The sequence below is a fragment of the Endozoicomonas sp. 8E genome (assembly GCF_032883915.1).
Lineage (GTDB): Bacteria > Pseudomonadota > Gammaproteobacteria > Pseudomonadales > Endozoicomonadaceae > Endozoicomonas_A.
In genome coordinates, this window is record NZ_CP120717.1 from 6,123,283 (window position 1) to 6,142,585 (window position 19,303).

A 19,303-nucleotide genomic window follows, 5' to 3' on the forward strand; every position below is an offset into this window, starting at 1 on the left:
TTTCTTGATCTATCCTTCCTCTCTGTAAGCTAAAATGCAGGGATAGAACTATTAAACACCCACTCTTTATGGCACTTCTCCTACTGTTACTGTCGTTGAATGTCATCTGTCCGGCCAAACCCCTGACTAGACGTTTTACAGTCGAGCTTGAGCAGGAAGCAGGCTTTCTAAAACAGAGCTTTTCTGTAAAGCATGACCAGCATATATTGCTGAACAACCCGTCAAACATTGCCGACACAAACGGCTACGCAGAGCCAGATTGGCCTCCTGACGAAAAACAACAAAAGTCTTACAATTTCAGACTGCCCCCCCCCCTTACAGAGCCGATTTCCTGGCAATTACTTTACGCCACTCATCTACTGGTTGCTTACGAACTAATCCTGACGACCAAGGGTGCAGCTCTGAGCTCAAGCTTTTATTCATGGATACCCTTAGAAGCGGCTGTCGCTGTTGGCTGGCTTCTAAAATGTTATTGGAACCCCGATTCCCACCTGTTTAGCACGATTGAACAACAGCAGATAAATCAGGATTACCCATTTATGGCTATCACTCTGATGTTTGGCTCCGGACGTGACCAACCAGGATACCAGCCATCAAAATCATCCAACCAGAAAGCCCCAGCGACAGCTACCCGCCTTACGCGCTCTCTCATCAGACTCCAGAATACTGACGGTGGCGGCGGTAACGGAAATCCTCAAAAAGACTTACACACTCTGGGTTTAAATTGTTTCGTCCGTCCCTGTAATGGCGTTTGTAGATTCCGATCATCATCCGATAGCAGGGAGCCCGCTGAATGGCCGCTGAATACTCACTCCCAATATAACCCGTCTTTAGAAACATTGAATGATTTCCCTGCCATCCAACTCCAATGCGCTTCTGATCAACCCTCTCAGCCGCAGACACAGCATCACGGCGTGGATGGCAACCCGACAAGCTGCAACCATTCACTCACAATGACCACAGAGGCAGCATATACTGGCCACAGCGTGGCACTTAATGGTCATTTACGAATGCCTCGAAATATGTCCATCACCGATGATGACTTGGTCATAATCAACGGGTTGCTCAATTTACGTGGTCATAGTCTTTCAGAAGCAATCAGGATTTCCTTTACGCTCAACCATTTAACATCGCCAGTGGCGACTTCAGAAACTCAACAAACAACAAGACCAACCCAGGTAGGTCAAAACCCACCCCATCCCTCCCGGACAGGAGAAGTACAAGCCTCAGACTACAGCGGGCTGGAAACCTGTGACGCGACCGTAGTAGGAGACGACGGCCAGCAGCGACAATGCGGGAAGATCTTCAAGAGTTTTCACTCCCTGACAGGTCACAGAAGAAGAAACCACGGCGGACAAAAAGTTTGTGATGTAACTCTGTTCTCTGAGGATGGCCAGCGGCCATGCGGGACAGTCTGCAGAAATGCTCAAGCCCTGGCGGATCACAAACTGAGAATCCACACCGGGCAACAAACCTGTGGAGTAATCGTGGTCGCGGAAGATGGCCAGCTGCAAACATGCGGGAAGATCTTCAAGAATGCTAAAGCTCTGACATCTCATAGAAGCAAATACCACACCGGGCAAAAAACCTGTGACACGATCATGGTCAATGCGAATGGCCAGCAGCGACCATGCGGAAGGATCTACAAGAATAACCAGGCATTGTGGGACCACAAAAACAGGGAACACAGCGAGCAAAAAATCTGCACCATGACTGTGGTCGGGAAGGATAACCAGCAGCGGCCATGCGGTAAAGTCTACAATAATGCTCAAGCCTTTTCATCTCACAAAAGCAGAGTGCACAGCGAGCAAAAAACCTGTGATGTGGCCTTGGCCGGGAAAGATGGCCGACCAGAGTTGTGCGGGGCGGTCTGCAAGAACATTGGATCGCTGATGGCACACAAAAGAAAAGGACACTCCGGGCAAAAAACCTGTGCAGTAAGAGTGATCAAAGAGGATGGGCAGCGACGACGATGCGGAAAGGTCTGTGAGAATGCTCAGGTCCTGTCGCATCACAAGGGAATACATCGAAAGCGCAAGCCTGTTAATCCTGATCAGGACGATGGCTTCAAACCCTGATCTGGCACACGCCATTTTATGAGGTTTACCCGATGCAGACTTTGGTCTTTAACAGCCGTTTTTTGACGAAACATCGTAACAGAAAAACACGCCTGTTTTCTTGATCTATCCTTCCTCTTTGTAAACCAGAATGCAGGGATAGAGTTATTAAACACTCATTCTTTGCGGTACTTTTTGTTGCTGCTGCAGTCGTTTTCTGTCATCTGTCAGGCCAAAACTTTGACAGGACGTTATCCAGACGAGTTTGAACAGGATGCAAGTTTTCTAAAACAGAACTTTTCTCTAAGGCGTGAACAGCATACATCGTCGGTCAATATTTCAAACATTGCCGATATAAACGGCTATGCAAAAGAGGATTGGCTATTCGGAATAAAACGACACAAGTCTTTCTATTTCAGAGTGAAAACCAACTTCGCTGGGTCGATTTCATGGCAATTTCTTTACGCCACTCATCTGCTGGTTGGTTGCGAACTGAAACTGACGAGCAAAAATGCATCTCTGTGCTCCAGTCCCTATTCTTGGATACCCATTACAGAAGCAGCTATCACTGCCGTTTGGCTTATAAAAAGCTAATGGAAACCAGTCTCAACGCTGTTTAATCCATATGTACGACATTGTTATTATATATTAGCACAGGTGGATTACCTATTTGTGACCATCACTATGATGTTTGGCTCCGGACATGACCTACCACAAGACCAGTCATCAAAATCATCCACCCAGAAAGCCTCGCAGACAATTAACCACTGCACACACTCTTTCACTGGCACCATAAACCGGGATGATGGCTTCATTCCTCAAGAAGACAGAGCTATTTGCAGCGATTTTTTTGACCGGCGATGCCTTTGGTTTTTAACAGAAAATCTTCAAAAGAAAAACACACTTATTTTCTTGATCTATCCTTCCTCTCTGAATATCAGAACGCAAGGATAGAATTATTAAACACTTACTTTTTTTAGCGCTGCTACTGTCGTTATCTGTCTTCTGTCAGGACGAACCATGGGCAGCACGTTTTATTATCAAACTTGAACAGGATGCAGGTTCTCCTGAACAGAGCTTTTCTATAAAACGTGACCGACGGACATTGCCGGACAGCCTGTCAGAGATTGCCGACAAAAACAGCTATGCAGGATCAACTTCGCCACCTGATAAAAAACGACAAAAATTGTATGGTTCTGCAGTAGCAACGACCCTTTTTTACTCGATAACCTGGCAATGGCTTTACGTCACTAACCTGCTGACTGGTTTCGAACTGACCGTCAAAGACGCGACCCTGAGCACCTTCCCTTATTCGTGGCGACTTTCAGAAGCAGTTATCGTTCTCGGTTGGCTTTTAAAAAGCTATTGGAACCCCGATTCACCGATACTTAAGCCGACTGAACAACTCAATCTGATTGAGCAACAAGAAGTAACATCTATGCTGACACAGCGGGAAAGTTCCTTTGCGACCACCATCGCAGTGCTTGGATCCGGGTATGACCAGACACAAGACCGACCATCAGAACCACCCGCTCATCAGGCCCCTCAAACCACCACCCGCACTAAAGGCCATTTGACTCATCTCCCGAATTATGACTCTGGCGAAGATAACAGAGACCCTCAACAACACTCGCACACTTTAGGTTTAACTTGTTTCGTCCACCCCTGTCATGGTGTTTGTCGATTGCGATCAGCATCCGATGGCAGAGGGCCCGATGATTGGCCGCTGGATTTCGAAGAAAATTCGACAGGCCTCACAGGAGCAACGCCGGGACAAAGCTCATGCTCTCATTCGGCTAACCAACACTGCAATAGTTGCATGGGGTATTTTAAGTCTGAAGAGGTTCCAGATTCCCAAGAAAAATCGCTTTTAGAACTATTGAATGATTGTTCTGGCATTCAGCACCTACTCGATTCTGACCCACTGTCTGAGCTACTGACGTATGACATTGGTGGCAATCCTGCCGATGGCATCGACTCTGTGGACGGGGTCGCCCAAGACGAGGCTACTTGTAGCACTGGCTCTGCCAAGGTATTCCATCATGAATTGCGAATGCCCGGAAATTTAACTCCCACCGCTGATTTTGCGGCCAATAATGATTCACTCTATTTACTTAGTCTTCTCGGAGAAATCGGGGTTTCCATTTCTCATTCTGAAACGCTTGTAGTAACTTCTGAATCATCCCATTCAAATCAGTGCCAGACTGACTTTTGCCAGACAGGCACAGTAGAATCCGAGTCCGATCAAAAAATAAGAGACCACAGCAACCAGATGACCTATGACGTCAACATCGTCAGGGAAGGTGGCCAGCTTCGCCCATGCGGGGCAGTCCGCAAGAACGCCCAGAGCCTGAGATCTCACAAAGGCAGTCACCAGACAGGGAAAAGAACCTGTAACATGACTGTGATCGGTGAGGATGGCCAGCCACATACATGCGGGACGGTCTGGCCGAATGCTAAAACCCTTTATAATCACAAAAGAAGCTTCCACAGCGGGAAAAAAACCTGTCAGCGGACCCTGGTCGGGAAGGATGGCCAGCCGCGGCCATGCGAAAAGGTCTGCAAGAGCGCTACGGCCCTGTCGGATCACATAACCAGAAGCCACAGCGGACAAAAAACCTGTTATCTGACTCTGGTCACAAAGGATGGCCTACAGTATCCATGTGGAGCAGTCTGCAACAGTGCTGCGGCCCTGTCGGATCACAAAAGAAGATGTCACGGTGAACAACACACCTGTGACGCAACCGTGGTCAGGAAGGATGGCCTGTCGCAACTATGTGGGAAGCTCTACAATAATATCGGAGCCCTGAGGAGGCACAAAAGCGCAAACCACAGCGGGCAAAAAACCTGTGACCTGACCGAGGTCAAAGAGGATGGCCAGCGGCGGCCATGTGGGTTGGTCTGCAAAAATATTCAAGCCCTGAGGGATCACAAACGCAAACACCACACCGGGCCACAAATCTGTGACCTGACTGTGATCGGGATCAATGGCGAATCGCAACCATGCAGGAAGGTCTGCAGTAGTAGCAAAAGTCTGGCGGATCACAGAAGAAGAAAACACCTAAAACGCAAGTCTGTCACTATAAAACAGAATCCCGATCAGGATCTTTAATACCCCCCGCACAGGTCAGGCCATTTCGCGGCGACATTTTGTCCGTTGCAACCTTTCGCTTTCAACAGAAGTTTATTAACAGAAAAACTCGCTTACTTTATTGATCTATCCTTCCTCTCTGTAAACCAGAATACAAGGATAGAATTATTAAACGCTCACTCTTTGCGGCACTACTGTTACTGCTAATGTCGTTGTCGATCATCATTCAGGCCGAACCTTTTACAAGACGTTTTGTTGTCGAGCTTCAACAGGATGCAGATTTTACAAAACAGAAATTTTCTATAAAGCCTGATCGGCCTTCATTGCAGTCCAATGCGTCAAACATTGCCTGCTATACAAAACCAGATTTACCACCTGATCACAAACGACACAAACCTGACAGTTACAGGCTAAAAACAACCCTGATTGAGTCGATTTCCTGGCAATTATTTTACGCCACTCATCTGCTGGTTAGTTATGAACTGATCCTGATTAACAAAAGCACTCTTGCGGGTTCCAGCCCTTATTCATGGATACCTGCAGAAGCGGTTATAAGTGTTGGCTGGTTTTTAAAAAGCTTTGGGAACTCTTACTCACCGCTATTTAACCCGATCGAACAACAGGAAACCGGGTCTATGTCGACACCGTTTGCGATCGTCACCGGGATGTATGGCTATGGAAATTACCAACAACAATACCGACCATCAGCATCATCCGTCCAGCAAGCTCCAGGGACAACTACCCAGCCTACAGGCTTTTTTACCAGCCCACTGAATACTAACCATGGCGAAGGTAACGGAGCCCCTGAAGAACGCCTGCACACTCTGGGTTTAAATTGCTACACGTATCCCTGTATGGACGTTTGTCTATTTAGACCATCATCTCTTGGCAGAGAGCCCACTGAATGGCCACTGAATTTGCAAGAAAGCTTGACAAGTCACACAGCAGCAACACCCGGACAAGGCTCATGTCCTCATTTGGTTAATAGCCAATGCCATCAATGTATAGGCTACTTTGATTCTGAAGGGGCTATACATGCCGAAAAAAACTTGCTTCTCGAGGCATTAAAACATCCTACTGACATTCAACTCCCATTAGATTATGCCCAAGTATTCGAGTCACAGGCTCATCAACCAGAGCCCCATGACAGTAATGGCAAGCCAGCCAATAGTTGCAACTATACGAATTTAGCCGTTTATACAACGACCCCTGTCAGGCCACACAATGATGATCTTCCAATGACCTGGAATATGCCCTCCACCACTAATGATTTTACGGGCAATAATGAAGCAATGAGCCTTCTGGGCTTTACCGACCAAACCGGGATTTCCTTTACGTTTTCCCATTCAGAAACACAAAAAACAACCACTGAATCACCTCAATCAAGCCAGAGTCCGGCTCATCTATTACAGCCAGTCACAACACAAGCTCCGGTAGTACCCGAGAATATTACTCCCGGAACGACGCATTGCCAGCAAGCTCTGCCGAATCGGAAAAGAAAAAAAAGCAGTAAGTCACAAACCTGCGACGTGACGGTAATCGGGGAGGATGGCCAGCAGCGGCTATGTGGGGTAGTCTGCAGGAATGCTCATTATCTATCATCTCACAAAAATAGCTCCCACTGCGGACAACAAACCTGTGACGTGACAGTGTTTACTGAGGATGGCCAACGACTGCGATGTGGGTCGGTCTGCAAGAATGCTCGCATCCTTGCGTGTCACAAAAAAAGAATCCATAGTGGGCAAAAAACCTGTAAAACGACAGTATCCGTGGAAGATGGCCAGCGGCAACCATGCGGGAAGATCTGCAAAAGTGCTCAAGCCCTGTCGGATCACAAAAGAACAGCCCACAGCGGGCAAAAAACCTGCAAGGCGTTAGTGGTCACAGGGGATGATCAACAGCGACCATGCGGGAAGGTCTGTCAGAGCGCCAAAGCCCTGACGCTTCACAAAGGCAGATACCACACCGGGCAAAAAACCTGTAACAAGAACATGATCGGAGAGGATGGCCTGTCGCGAATATGCGGGAGAGTCTGCGAGAATGCTATGAAACTGTCGGCTCACAGAAAAAGAGACCACAGCGGACAATACGCCTGTGACAAGATTGTGATCGTAGAGAATGGCCTGTCGCGACCATGTGGGAAGATCTGCATCAATACCATAGCCCTGTCGGATCACAAAAGAAGAAACCACAGCAGGAAACAAACCCGTGACGAGACAGTGGTCGGTGACGATGGACTGCCGCGACATTGTGGGTTGTCCTGCAAGAATACTCAAGCCCTGAGCGATCACAAAAGCAGACACCACACCGGGCAACAATCCTTTGATATAACAGTGAACGGGAAGGATGGCCAGTCGCGATCCTGCGGGACGGTCTACAAGAATGCTAAGCCCCTGAGAAAGCGGAAGAGTGGACACCTAAAGAGCAAGTCTGTCAATCCGAATCAGAACTAAGACCTCAATCTCTAATAACCCAGCGCAAGGCAGGCCAGTTCAGAGATATTTTTTCCCTATGCAACCTTTGGCTTTTAAGAGAGTTTTTCAGAGAGGATCTTGAAGAGAAAAGCATGCCTGTTTTCCTGATCTATCCTAACTCTCTCAGGATCAGAATACAGGGCTAGAATTATTAAACACTCACTCTTTTGGGCACCACTTTTGCTGCTACTGTCGTTTTTTTTCACCGGTCAAGGCGAACCGTGGACAAGTGGTTTTACTGTTGAGCTCGAACAGAGTGCAGGTTCTCCAAACCAGAGCTTTTCTATAAAGCATGACTGGCGCACACTACCGGGCAACCCGTCAGATATTGTTGACTCAGATAGCTGTGCAGAGTCAGATTCACGGTCTGATGAGAAATCACTGAGATCGTGCGGCTACGAGATAAAGTCAAACTCTATTGAGTCGATTTGCTGGCAATGGCTCTACTCCACTCGCCTTCTGGTTGCTGACGCCCTCAAACTGAAAAACAATGATGCCAATTTGGGCTCCAGTCCTTATTCATGGGTAGCTGGAGAAGCGATTATAATTCTCTGCTGGCTTTTAAAAAGCTATTGGAACTCCGACTCACCGCCGTTTAACCCGATTGAACAACAAGAGACGGTATCTTTGTTGACACAAGGAGGTCTTCCGTTTGCAACCATCACTGCGATGTATAGCTCTGGAGATAACCCGGCACAACACCAGCCATCAGCATCACCTGGTCAGAAATCCCCGGAAACATCCACCCACCGAACAGACTATTTCACCGGTCTCCTGTTTTCTGATTCTGCTGGCAGTAACAGAGGCCCTCAGCAACACTCACATACTTTGAGCTTAAATTGTTTCGTCTATCCCTGTAATGGCGTTTGCAGGTTCCGACCATCATTCAATAGCAGCGGCTCCACTCAATGGTCTCCTGATTCAACAGACAGTTCGACAAGCCATACAGAGCCACTCAATTATGATGTGCCAATGCTCAGGCACCTGCCTGTTACCTACGATGACATGGTTATAGTCAATGGCTTACTCACTCTTCGTGATCGTAGTCTTCTCGATGAAAAAGAAATGTTCTGTAAACTTACCCATGTCACCCCTCCGGTGGGGACTTCAGAAACACAACAAACAACAGGAACAGCCCAATTGGGCCAAAGCCCACCTCATCTTTCCCGGACAGGTACAAGACAAACCAACCACACAGTAGAACTAACCTGTGACCTGCCTCTGGTCAGAAAAAATGGCCAACTGAAGTCATGTGGTAAGATCTGCAAGAATGCTAAAACCTTCTCGACTCACAAAAGCAAATACCATAGCCGACAAAAAGCCTGTAAAGAAACCGTGGACGGGGAAGATGGTAAGCAGCGTCCATGCGGGACGGTCTGCAAGAATGCCCCAGCTTTTTGGGCTCACAAAAGCAAACTCCATACCGGGAAAAAAACCTGCGCCACGAATGTGGTCGGCGAAGATGGAAATCAGCAGCCCTGCGGGAAGGTCTGCAGAAATGCTCAATCACTGTCGTATCACAAAAGAAAATACCACACCGGACAACAAACCTGTAACGAGATCCTGGTCGGGCAGGATGGCCAGTCGCAGCCATGTGGGAAGATCTGCAATAATGCTGGAGCATTGACGGCTCACAAGAGCGGATGTCACACAGGGCAAAAAGCCTGTGAAGTAACAGTGACCGGGGAGGATGGCCAGCAACGACCATGCGGAAAGTTCTGCAACAATGCCCAAGCCCTGACGGATCACAAAAAAAGATTCCACTCCAATCAAAAAACCTGTGACGCAACCGTGGTCGGGAAGGATGGTCAGCAGCGACCGTGCGGGAGGGTCTGTAAAAGTGGTAAAGCCCTGTTGGATCACAAAAGAGCACATCGAAAACGCAAGCCCGTTTCATTGAATCGCGACGACGACCTGTGCCATCAAAAGGCAAAGTGAATACAATGTTTGGCTCTGGACACAGCCAATTAAAATACCAGCCAGAAGGATCATCCAGTCAACAAGACCTGAAAGCCACCACCCGTCCTACAGGCTATTTCACTCATCTCATGCATACCAACTCTGGCGATGGTAACAGAGACCCCCAACAACGCCGTCATACTTTGGGCTTAATTTGTTTCGTCTATCCCTGTCATGGCTTTTGCAGTTTCCAACCATCATTTAATAGCAGACGCTACACAGAATGGCCGCTGAATTCCGAAGAAAATTCGACAGGCCAAACAGATTTGCCCGGTGCAGCTTTTGGTTTTTAACAGAAGGCCTTTAACAGAGAGTATTTATCAAAAGATCTTTGACAGAATAACATGCTTACTTTCTTGATCTATCCTTCCTCTCTTTAAACCAGAATGCAAGCATAGAATTATTAAACACTCAATCTTTACGGCACTACTTTTACTGTCGTTATCTGTCGTCTGTCAGGCTGAACCGTTAAAAAAACGTTTTGTTGTCGAGTTTGAACAGGATTCAGCTTATACAGGCAGGTGTTTTTATATAAAGCATGACCTGCATACACTGCCGGACAAGCTATCAGGCATTGCCGGAGCAAAAGGCTATGCAGATTCAGAACTACCGCCTTATAACAAACGACACAGTTCATTCAGTTACGGGTTAAAAACGACCAAAATAGAATCGATTTCCTTGCAGTTGCTTTACGCCACTTATCTGCTGGTAGCCTTCGAACTGACCCTGACCACTAGAGACGTCCCTCTGGGTTCCAACCCTTATTCATGGCTATCGATACAAGCGGTTGTCGCCGCCGGTTGGCTTTTACAAAACTATTGGAGCATCGATTCGCCGCTGTTCAGCTCGATCGAGCAACAGGAAACGAGTCAGAATCACCCTATTGCGGCCATCACTATGCTGCTTGGCTCTGGACATGACCAATCGCTATACCAGCCACCAAAGTCACCGGGGCAGCATACCCCACAACCCATCACACACACTAAAAACTATTTCACTAATCGCCTGTATTCCGGTTCTGGCGGCGGTGACCAGGGCCCTCACCAACACTCGCATAGTTTTGATTTAAATTGTTTCGTTTATCCCTGCAATGGCCTGTGCAGGCTCAGACCCCCAGCTGATAGCAGGGTGTCCGCTGAATCGCCGCTAAATTATAAAGACAGTTTTACAGACCGCAGAGGAGCAGCACCCGAACAAAGCTCACGCCCTCAATATACCAATGCTTACTGCCTTGATTGTGTGGGTCATTTTGATTCTATATACACTATCAATTGCCAACAAAATCCGCCTGTCGAAACATGGGCTCCCACCTCTGGCATACCACTGCAATACATTTCTGGCCAACTCATTCAGCCACAGGCGCACCAGCCAGAGTCTGAGGGCATCAGTGGCAACCCGGCCGACAACTGCAACCATGCAAACTCGACTACAGGGACAACATATATTGACCACACCGATACACTCAATGATGATGTTTCAATGCATGAGCATTTGCCTGTCAACACTGATGATTGGGTTATAGTCAACGCTCTACTGAATCTGGGTGAGCGCGTTCTTCTCGAAAAAAACGGAACTCCATTTACACTTCCCCCTCCCCCAATGGAGACTTCAGAAACACAACAAACGACAACAGAATTATGCCAATTGGGTCAAAACCAAACTTACCATTCCTGGACAGATAAGGCGCAAACTGCAGATCACAGCAAACAAAGAACCTGTAACCTGAGCATAATCGGAAGGGATAACCAACAACGACCATGCGGAGCAATCTGCAAGGATGCTAAAGCCCTCTCGTCTCACAAAAGCAGATACCACACCGGACAAAAGACCTGTCAAGTGACCGTGATTGGTGAGGATGGCCAGCAGCGACCATGCGGATCAGTCTGTAGGAATGCTCGAGCCCTGTCATGTCACAAGAGCAAAATCCACTCCGGGGAACAAGTCTGTGACCTGACCGTGATCAGGGAGGATGGCCAGCAGCAGCTATGCGGCAAAGTCTGTAAAAACTCTCAAGTTTTTTCGTCTCACAAAAGCAAATACCACAGCGAGCAACAAACCTGTGATGTGACCATGGTTGGACAGGATGGTCAACAACGGCCATGCGGGAAGCTTTGCAAACATTCTCGAGCCCTGTCATCTCACAAAAGCAAAAACCACCGCGGGCAACAGATTTGTGGCATAACAGTAGTCGAGGAGGATGGTCATCGGCGGCCATGCGGGAAGCTCTGCAAGAGTTCTCAATCCCTTTCAGATCACAAAATCAGAAAACACAGCGGGCAACAAGCCTGTGACGTGATCGTGGTCGAGGAAAATGGTCAGCAGCAGCCATGCGGCATAGTTTGCAAGAATGCTAAAGCCCTCTCATATCACAAAAGCAGAAACCACTCCGGGCAGAAAACCTGCGAGGTTTCGGTGGTCAGAGAGGATGGCCAACAGCAACCATGTGGGGCGGTTTGCAAAAATGCTAAAGCCCTGTCATCTCACAAAACCAAACACCATCTCAAGCAACCAACCTGTAACGAAACAGTGTTTGGAGAGAATAGCCAAGAGCAATCATGCGGGAAGATCTGCAAGAATGCCAGTGCTCTGTCGGATCACAAAAGAAGACACCATACCGGGCAACAAATCTGCAACGTAACCGTGGTCGGAAAAGGTGGTCAGACGCTGCCGTGCGGGCAGGTCTGCAAAAATATCAGATCCCTTTCGGATCACAAAAGCAGAAACCATACCGGGCAAAAAACCTGTAGCATAATCATGGTCGGGGGGGATGGTCGGCAGCAACAATGCGGGAAGACCTGCAAGAATGCCAGGGCCCTGTCGGATCATAAAAAAAGAGACCACGCCAGGAAAAAAATCTGTGAAGAAACCATAGCCGGGGAGGATGGTCAGCCGCGCCCATGCGGAAAGGTCTGCAAGAGTGCTCAAGCCTTGTCGGAGCACAAAAGAGTGCATCGAAAACGCAAGCTTGTTGATTTGAACCAGGGCGTCCCCTGATCTGATGCCTGTCCTTTCATGAGGTTTTGTCCGGTGCAGCTTTGGTTTTTTAACGGAAGGTGTTTAAGAGAAAACACCCTTACTTTCTTGATCTATCCTTCCTCTCTGTATACCTGAAGGCAAGGATAGAATTATTAAACGCTCACTCTTTGCGGCACTGCTGTTGCTACTGTGGTTGTCTGTCATCTGTCAGGCCGAACCGTTGACAGGACGTTCTATTGTCGTGCTTGAACAGAGTGCAGGTTCTCAAAAAAAGAACGTCTCTATAAATCATGACCGGCATAAATGGACGGGCAGGCCATCAGGCATTGCCGACAAAAATGACTGCGCAGAACTCCATTGGGAACCAAAAAAAAAACGACACAGAGATTACAGTTACGGAATGAAAACCACCTTCATTGGGTCTATTTCGTGGCAATGGCTTTATGCCACAAACTTACTGATTGCCTACGGACTGATCCTGACCAGCGAAGACACCCCTCCAAGCTCCACCCATTCCTTATGGTTTCTCGTTGTCGGCTGGCTGCTAAAAAGTTATTGGAACCCCGATTTATCGATGTTTAACCCTATTGGACATCAAGAGGCGGCATCTATTTTGACACAGGTTGATCACCCGATTGCAATCAACACTATGAAGCCTGGCGATGAACATGACCAACAACAAGGCCAGTCATCAGAATCATCCGGCCAGCAAACCGCACAATCCACCACTCACATTACAGGCTATTCCACCAGCCTACTGTATTCTGACTCTGCCGACGGTGAAGAGGCCCCTGAGCAGTATTCACATACTTTGGGCTTAAATTGTTTCGTCCATCCCTGTCACGGCATTTGTCGATTCCGGCCAGCTTCCGATTCATCCAGTTGCAACGCTACTAATGGGGTCGCCTCAGACTCAACGGGTGCAGGCGTACCTCATGCAACTGACCCTTACGGTCAAGTAACCTGTAACGTGATCCTGATTGGAGAGAATGGCCAGCTGCTGCAATGCGGGAAGGTCTTCAAGAACGCTGAATCTCTATCAAGACACAAAAAAAGATTACACACGGGGCAACAAACCTGTGATGTGACAGTAGTTGGGGAGGATGGGCAGCAGCAGTCATGCGGGATGGCCTGCAAGAATGCTAAAGCCCTGTCGAATCACAAAAGAAGAGACCACTCCGGAGCGCAAACCTGCCCTGAGTGCCAAAAGACCCTGCCAAACGCTCAAGCCCTGTGGGATCACAAAAGAAGAGATCATACCGGAGCGCAAACCTGCCCTGAGTGCCAGAAGACACTGCCAAACTGGAAAGCCCTGCATGTTCACAAAAGCGCATACCACACCGGGCAACAAACCTGCCCTAAGTGCCAGAAGACCCTGCCAAACGCGAAAGCCCTGTATGTTCACAAAAGAAGAGACCATACCGGAGCGCAAACCTGCCCTGAGTGCCAGAAGACCCTGCCAAACGCGAAAGCCTTGTCGGTTCACAAAAGCGAATACCACACCGGGCAACAAACCTGCCCTGAGTGCCAGAAGACCCTGCCAAACGCGAAAGCCTTGTCGGTTCACAAAAGAAGAGACCACACCGGAGCGCAAACCTGCCCTGAGTGCCAGAAGACCCTGCCAAACGCGAAAGCCCTGTCGGATCACAAAAGAAGAGACCACACCAGAGCGCAAACCTGCCCTGAGTGCCAGAAGACCCTGCCAAACGCGATTGCCCTGTCGGATCACAAAAGAAGAGACCACTCCGGAGCGCAAACCTGCCCTGAGTGCCAGAAGACCCTGCCAAACGCGATTGCCCTGTCGGGTCACAAAAGAAGAGACCACACCGGAGCGCAAATCTGCCCTGAGTGCCAGAAGACCCTGCCAAACGCGAGTGCCCTGTCGGATCACAAAAGAAGAGACCACTCCGGAGCGCAAACCTGCCCTGAGTGCCAGAAGACACTGCCAAACGCTCAAGTCCTGTCGGGTCACAAAAGAAGAGACCACACCGGAGCGAAAATCTGCCCTGAGTGCCAGAAAACCCTGCCAAACGCGAATGCCCTGTCGGTTCACAAAAGAAGAGACCACACCAAAGCGCAAACCTGCCCTGAGTGCCAGAAAACCCTGCCAAACGCGAGTGCCCTGTCGAATCACAAAAGCGAATACCACACCGGGCAACAAACCTGCCCTGAGTGCCAGAAGACCCTGCCAAACGCGAAAGCCCTGTCGGTTCACAAAAGAAGAGACCACACCGGAGCGCAAACCTGCCCTGAGTGCCAGAAGACCCTGCCAAACGCTCAAGCCCTGTCGGGTCACAAAAGAAGAGACCACACCGGAGCGCAAACCTGCCCTGAGTGCCAGAAGACCCTGCCAAACGCTCAAGCCCTGTCGGGTCACAAAAGAAGAGACCACACCGGAGCGCAAACCTGCCCTGAGTGCCAGAAGACCCTGCCAAACGCTCAAGGCCTCTCGAGTCACAGAAGGCAACACCGAAAACGTAAGATTGCTGATCTGGTCAAGGACTATGAAATCAGTCCTCCGGCAGATAAAGTGAATAAGTCTGATTACCGGGAGAAACTGTCGGACTAATAGCTGTCAACGCCTTATCAGTCTCTGGTCTTGTGACGACTACAAACTATCCTTCCTCTCTGTAAACCAGAAGACAAGGATAGAATTATTAAACGCTCACCCTTTGCGGCACTGCTGTTGCTACTGTGGTTAACTGTCATCTGTCAGGCCGAACCGTTGACAGGACGCTTTATTGTCGAGCTTGAACAGAGCGCAGGTTCTCTAAAAAAGAACGTCTCTATAAATCATGACCGGCATAAATGGACGGGCAGGCCATCAGGCATTGCCGACAAAAATGACTGCGCAGAACTCCATTGGGAACCCAAAAAAAAACGACACAGATATTACAGTTACGGAATGAAAACCACCTTCATTGGGTCTATTTCGTGGCAATGGCTTTATGTCACAAACCTACTGATTGCCTACGGACTGATCCTGACCGGCGAAGACACCCCTCCAAGCTCCACCCATTCCTTATGGTTTCTCGTTGTCGGCCGGCTGCTAAAAAGTTATTGGAACCCCGATTTATCGATGTTTAACCCTATTGGATATCAAGAGGCGGTATCCATTTTGACACAGGGGGATCACCCGATTGCAATCAACACTATGATGCCTGGCCATGAACATGACCCACAACAAGGCCAGTCATCAGAATCATCCGGCCAGCAAACCGCACAATCCACCACTCACATTACAGGCTATTTCACCAGCCTACTGTTTTCTGACTCTGCCGACGGTGAAGAGGCCCCTGAGCAGTATTCACATACTTTGGGCTTAAATTGTTTCGTCCATCCCTGTCATGGCATTTGTCGATTCCGACCAGCTTCCGATTCATCCAGTTGCAACGCTACTAATGGGGTCGCCTCAGACTCAACGGGTGCAGGCGTACCTCATGCAACTGACCTCTACGGGCAAGTAACCTGTAATGTGATCCTGATTGGAGAGAATGGCCAGCTGCTACAATGCGGGAAGGTCTTCAAGAACGCTGAATCTCTATCAACACACAAAAAAAGATTACACACGGGGCAACAAACCTGTGATGTGACAGTAGTTGGGGAAGATGGGCAGCAGCAGTCATGCGGGATGGCCTGCAAGAATGCTAAAGCCCTGTCGAATCACAAAAGAAGAGACCACTCCGGAGCGCAAACCTGCCCAGAGTGCCAGAAGACACTGCCAAACTGGAAAGCCCTGCATGTTCACAAAAGCGCATACCACACCGGGCAACAAACCTGCCCTAAGTGCCAGAAGACCCTGCCAAACGCGAAAGCCCTGTATGTTCACAAAAGAAGAGACCACACCGGAGCGCAAACCTGCCCTGAGTGCCAGAAGACCCTGCCAAACGCTCAAGCCCTGTCGGATCACAAAAGAAGAAATCACACCGGAGCGCAAACCTGCCCTGAATGCCAGAAGACCCTGCCAAACGCGAAAGCCTTGTCGGCTCACAAAAGAAGAGACCACACCGGAGCGCAAACCTGCCCTGAGTGCCAGAAGACCCTGCCAAATGCTCAAGCCCTGTCGGTTCACAAAACAAAATACCACACCGGAGCGCAAACCTGCCCTGAGTGCCAGAAGACCCTGCCAACCGCTCAAGCCCTGTCGGGTCACAAAAGAAGAGACCACGCCGGGCAAAAAACCTGCGAAGAGACCATAGTCGGGGAGGATGGACAGCCGCGCCCATGCGAGAAGGTCTGCAAGAGTGCTCAAGCTTTATCGGAACACAAAAGAGTGCATCGAAAACGCAAGCTTGTTGATTTGAACCAAGGTGTCCCCTGATCTGGTGCCTGTCCTCTTATGAGGTTTTGCCCTGTGCAGCTTTGGTTTTTTAAAAGAAGGTTTTTAACAGAAAAAAACGCTTACTTTCTTGATCTATCCTTCCTCTCTGTAGGCCAGAACACAAGGATAAAATTATTAAGCACTCAATCTTTGCGGCACTGCTGTTACTGTCGTTATCTGTTGCCTGTCAGTGCGAACCCTTAACAAGACGTTTTATTGTCGAGCTTAAACAGAGTGCAGGCTCTCAAAAAAAGAACTTCTCTATAAATCATGACCGGCATAAACGGACGGGCGGGCCATTAGGCATTGCCGACAAAAATGACTGCGCAGAACCACATTGGGAACCCAAAAAAAAACGACACAGAGATTACAGTTACGGAATCAAAACCACCTTCATTGGGTCGATTTCGTGGCAATGGCTTTATGCCACAAACCTACTGATTGCCTACGAACTGATCCTGACCAGCAAAGACACCCCTCCAAGCTCCATCCATTCCTTATGGTTTCTCGTTGTCGGCTGGCTGCTAAAAAATTATTGGAACCCCGATTTATCGATGTTTAACCCTATTGGACATCAAGAGGCGGTATCCATTTTGACACAGGGGGATCACCCGATTGCAATCAACACTATGAAGCCTGGCGATGAACATGACCCACAACAAGGCCAGTCATCAGAATCATCCGGCCAGCAAACCGCACAATCCACCACTCACATTAGAGGCTATTTCACCAGCCTACTGTTTTCTGACTCTGCCGACGGTGAAGAGGCCCCTGAGCAGTATTCACATACTTTGGGCTTAAATTGTTTCGTCCATCCCTGTCATGGCGTTTGTCGATTCCGACCAGCTTCCGATTCATCCAGTTGCAACGCTACTGATGGGGTCGCCCCAGACTCAAGGGGTGCAGGCGTACCTCATGCAACTGACCCATACGGGCAAGTAACCTGTAACGTGATCCTGATTGTAGAGAATGGCCAGCTGCTGCAATGCGGGAAGGTCTTCAAAAATGCTGAATCTCTATTAACACACAAAAAAAGATTACACACGGGGCAACAAACCTGTGATGTGACAGTAGTTGGGGAGGATGGGCAGCAGCAGTCATGCGGGATGGCCTGTAAGAATGCTAAAGCCCTGTCGAATCACAAAAGAAGAGGCCACACCGGAGCGCAAACCTGCCCTGAGTGCCAGAAGACCCTGCCAAACGCGAGTGCCCTGTCGGATCACAAAAGAAGAGACCACTCCGGAGCGCAAACCTGCCCTGAGTGCCAGAAGACCCTGCCAAACGCGAAAGCCCTGCATGTTCACAAAAGCGCATACCACACCGGGCAACAAACCTGCCCTGAGTGCCAGAAGACCCTGCCAAACGCGAAAGCCCTGTATGTTCACAAAAGAAGAGACCACACCGGAGCGCAAACCTGCCCTGAGTGCCAGAAGACCCTGCCAAACGCGAAAGCCCTGTCGAGTCACAAAAGAAGAGACCACACCGGAGCGCAAACCTGTCCTGAGTGCCAGAAGACCCTGCCAAACGCGAAAGCCCTGTCGAGTCACAAAAGAAGAGACCACACCGGAGCGCAAACCTGCCCTGAGTGCCAGAAGACCCTGCCAAACGCGAAAGCCCTGTCGGTTCACAAAACAAAATACCACACCGGAGCGCAAACCTGTCCTGAGTGCCAGAAGACCCTGCCAAACGCTCAAGCCCTGTCGGATCACAAAACAAAATACCACACCGGAGCACAAACCTGCCCTGAGTGCCAGAAGACCCTGCCAAACACGAAAGCCCTTTCGGATCACAAAAGAAGAGACCACACCGGAGCGCAAACCTGCCCTGAGTGCCAGAAGACCCTGCCAAACGCTCAAGCCCTGTCGGATCACAAAAGAAGAAATCACACCGGAGCGCAAACCTGCCCTGAATGCCAGAAGACCCTGCCAAACGCGAAAGCCTTGTCGGATCACAAAAGAAGAGACCACACCGGAGCGCAAACCTGCCCTGAGTGCCAGAAGACCCTGCCAAATGCTCAAGCCCTGTCGGTTCACAAAACAAAATACCACACCGGAGCGCAAACCTGCCCTGAGTGCCAGAAGACCCTGCCAACCGCTCAAGCCCTGTCGAGTCACAAAAGAAGAGACCACGCCGGGCAACAAACCTGTGAAGAGACCATAGTCGGGGAGGATGGTCAGCCGCGCCCATGCGGGAAGGTCTGCAAGAGTGCTCAAGCTTTATCGGAACACAAAAGAGTGCATCGAAAACGCAAGCTTGTTGATTTGAACCAATGTGTCCCCTGATCTGGCGCCTGTCCTCTTATGAGGTTTTGCCCTGTGCAGCTTTGGTTTTTTAAAAGAAGGTTTTTAACAGAAAAAAACGCTTACTTTCTTGATCTATCCTTCCTCTCTGTAGGCCAGAACACAAGGATAAAATTATTAAGCAC

9 protein-coding genes are annotated in these 19,303 nt (G+C 49.1%); all 9 read left to right on the forward strand.

All coding sequences use genetic code 11. The annotated features are described in order from the left end of the window. Positions 1-68: 68 nt before the first annotated feature. Positions 69-2,078, forward strand: coding sequence for a hypothetical protein (locus tag P6910_RS21265; RefSeq protein ID WP_317143259.1), 2,010 nt, complete (start codon positions 69-71; stop codon positions 2,076-2,078). A 1,084-nt stretch (positions 2,079-3,162) separates the two neighbouring features. Beyond that, positions 3,163-5,169, forward strand: coding sequence for a hypothetical protein (locus tag P6910_RS21270; protein WP_317143260.1), 2,007 nt, complete (start codon positions 3,163-3,165; stop codon positions 5,167-5,169). Between the two features lie 185 nt (positions 5,170-5,354). Beyond that, positions 5,355-7,601: a hypothetical protein gene (locus P6910_RS21275; protein ID WP_317143261.1), complete on the forward strand. Its 2,247-nt coding sequence runs from the start codon at positions 5,355-5,357 to the stop codon at positions 7,599-7,601. A 201-nt stretch (positions 7,602-7,802) separates the two neighbouring features. Next, positions 7,803-9,560, forward strand: coding sequence for a hypothetical protein (locus tag P6910_RS21280; protein ID WP_317143262.1), 1,758 nt, complete (start codon positions 7,803-7,805; stop codon positions 9,558-9,560). Between the two features lie 5 nt (positions 9,561-9,565). Further along, positions 9,566-9,874, forward strand: a complete 309-nt coding sequence (locus tag P6910_RS21285) for a hypothetical protein (RefSeq protein WP_317143263.1) — start codon at positions 9,566-9,568, stop codon at positions 9,872-9,874. Between the two features lie 385 nt (positions 9,875-10,259). Next, on the forward strand, positions 10,260-12,575 hold the full coding sequence (locus tag P6910_RS21290; protein WP_317143264.1) for a hypothetical protein: 2,316 nt from the start codon (positions 10,260-10,262) through the stop codon (positions 12,573-12,575). Between the two features lie 163 nt (positions 12,576-12,738). Next, positions 12,739-15,126 (forward strand): C2H2-type zinc finger protein, encoded by a 2,388-nt coding sequence (locus tag P6910_RS21295; protein ID WP_317143265.1) that lies wholly within the window; start codon positions 12,739-12,741, stop codon positions 15,124-15,126. 117 nt (positions 15,127-15,243) lie between these two features. Next, complete coding sequence (locus P6910_RS21300; protein WP_317143266.1) at positions 15,244-16,878, forward strand: C2H2-type zinc finger protein; 1,635 nt, start codon at positions 15,244-15,246, stop codon at positions 16,876-16,878. 554 nt (positions 16,879-17,432) lie between these two features. After that, positions 17,433-19,160, forward strand: coding sequence for a C2H2-type zinc finger protein (locus P6910_RS21305; RefSeq protein WP_317143267.1), 1,728 nt, complete (start codon positions 17,433-17,435; stop codon positions 19,158-19,160). Positions 19,161-19,303: the final 143 nt, after the last annotated feature.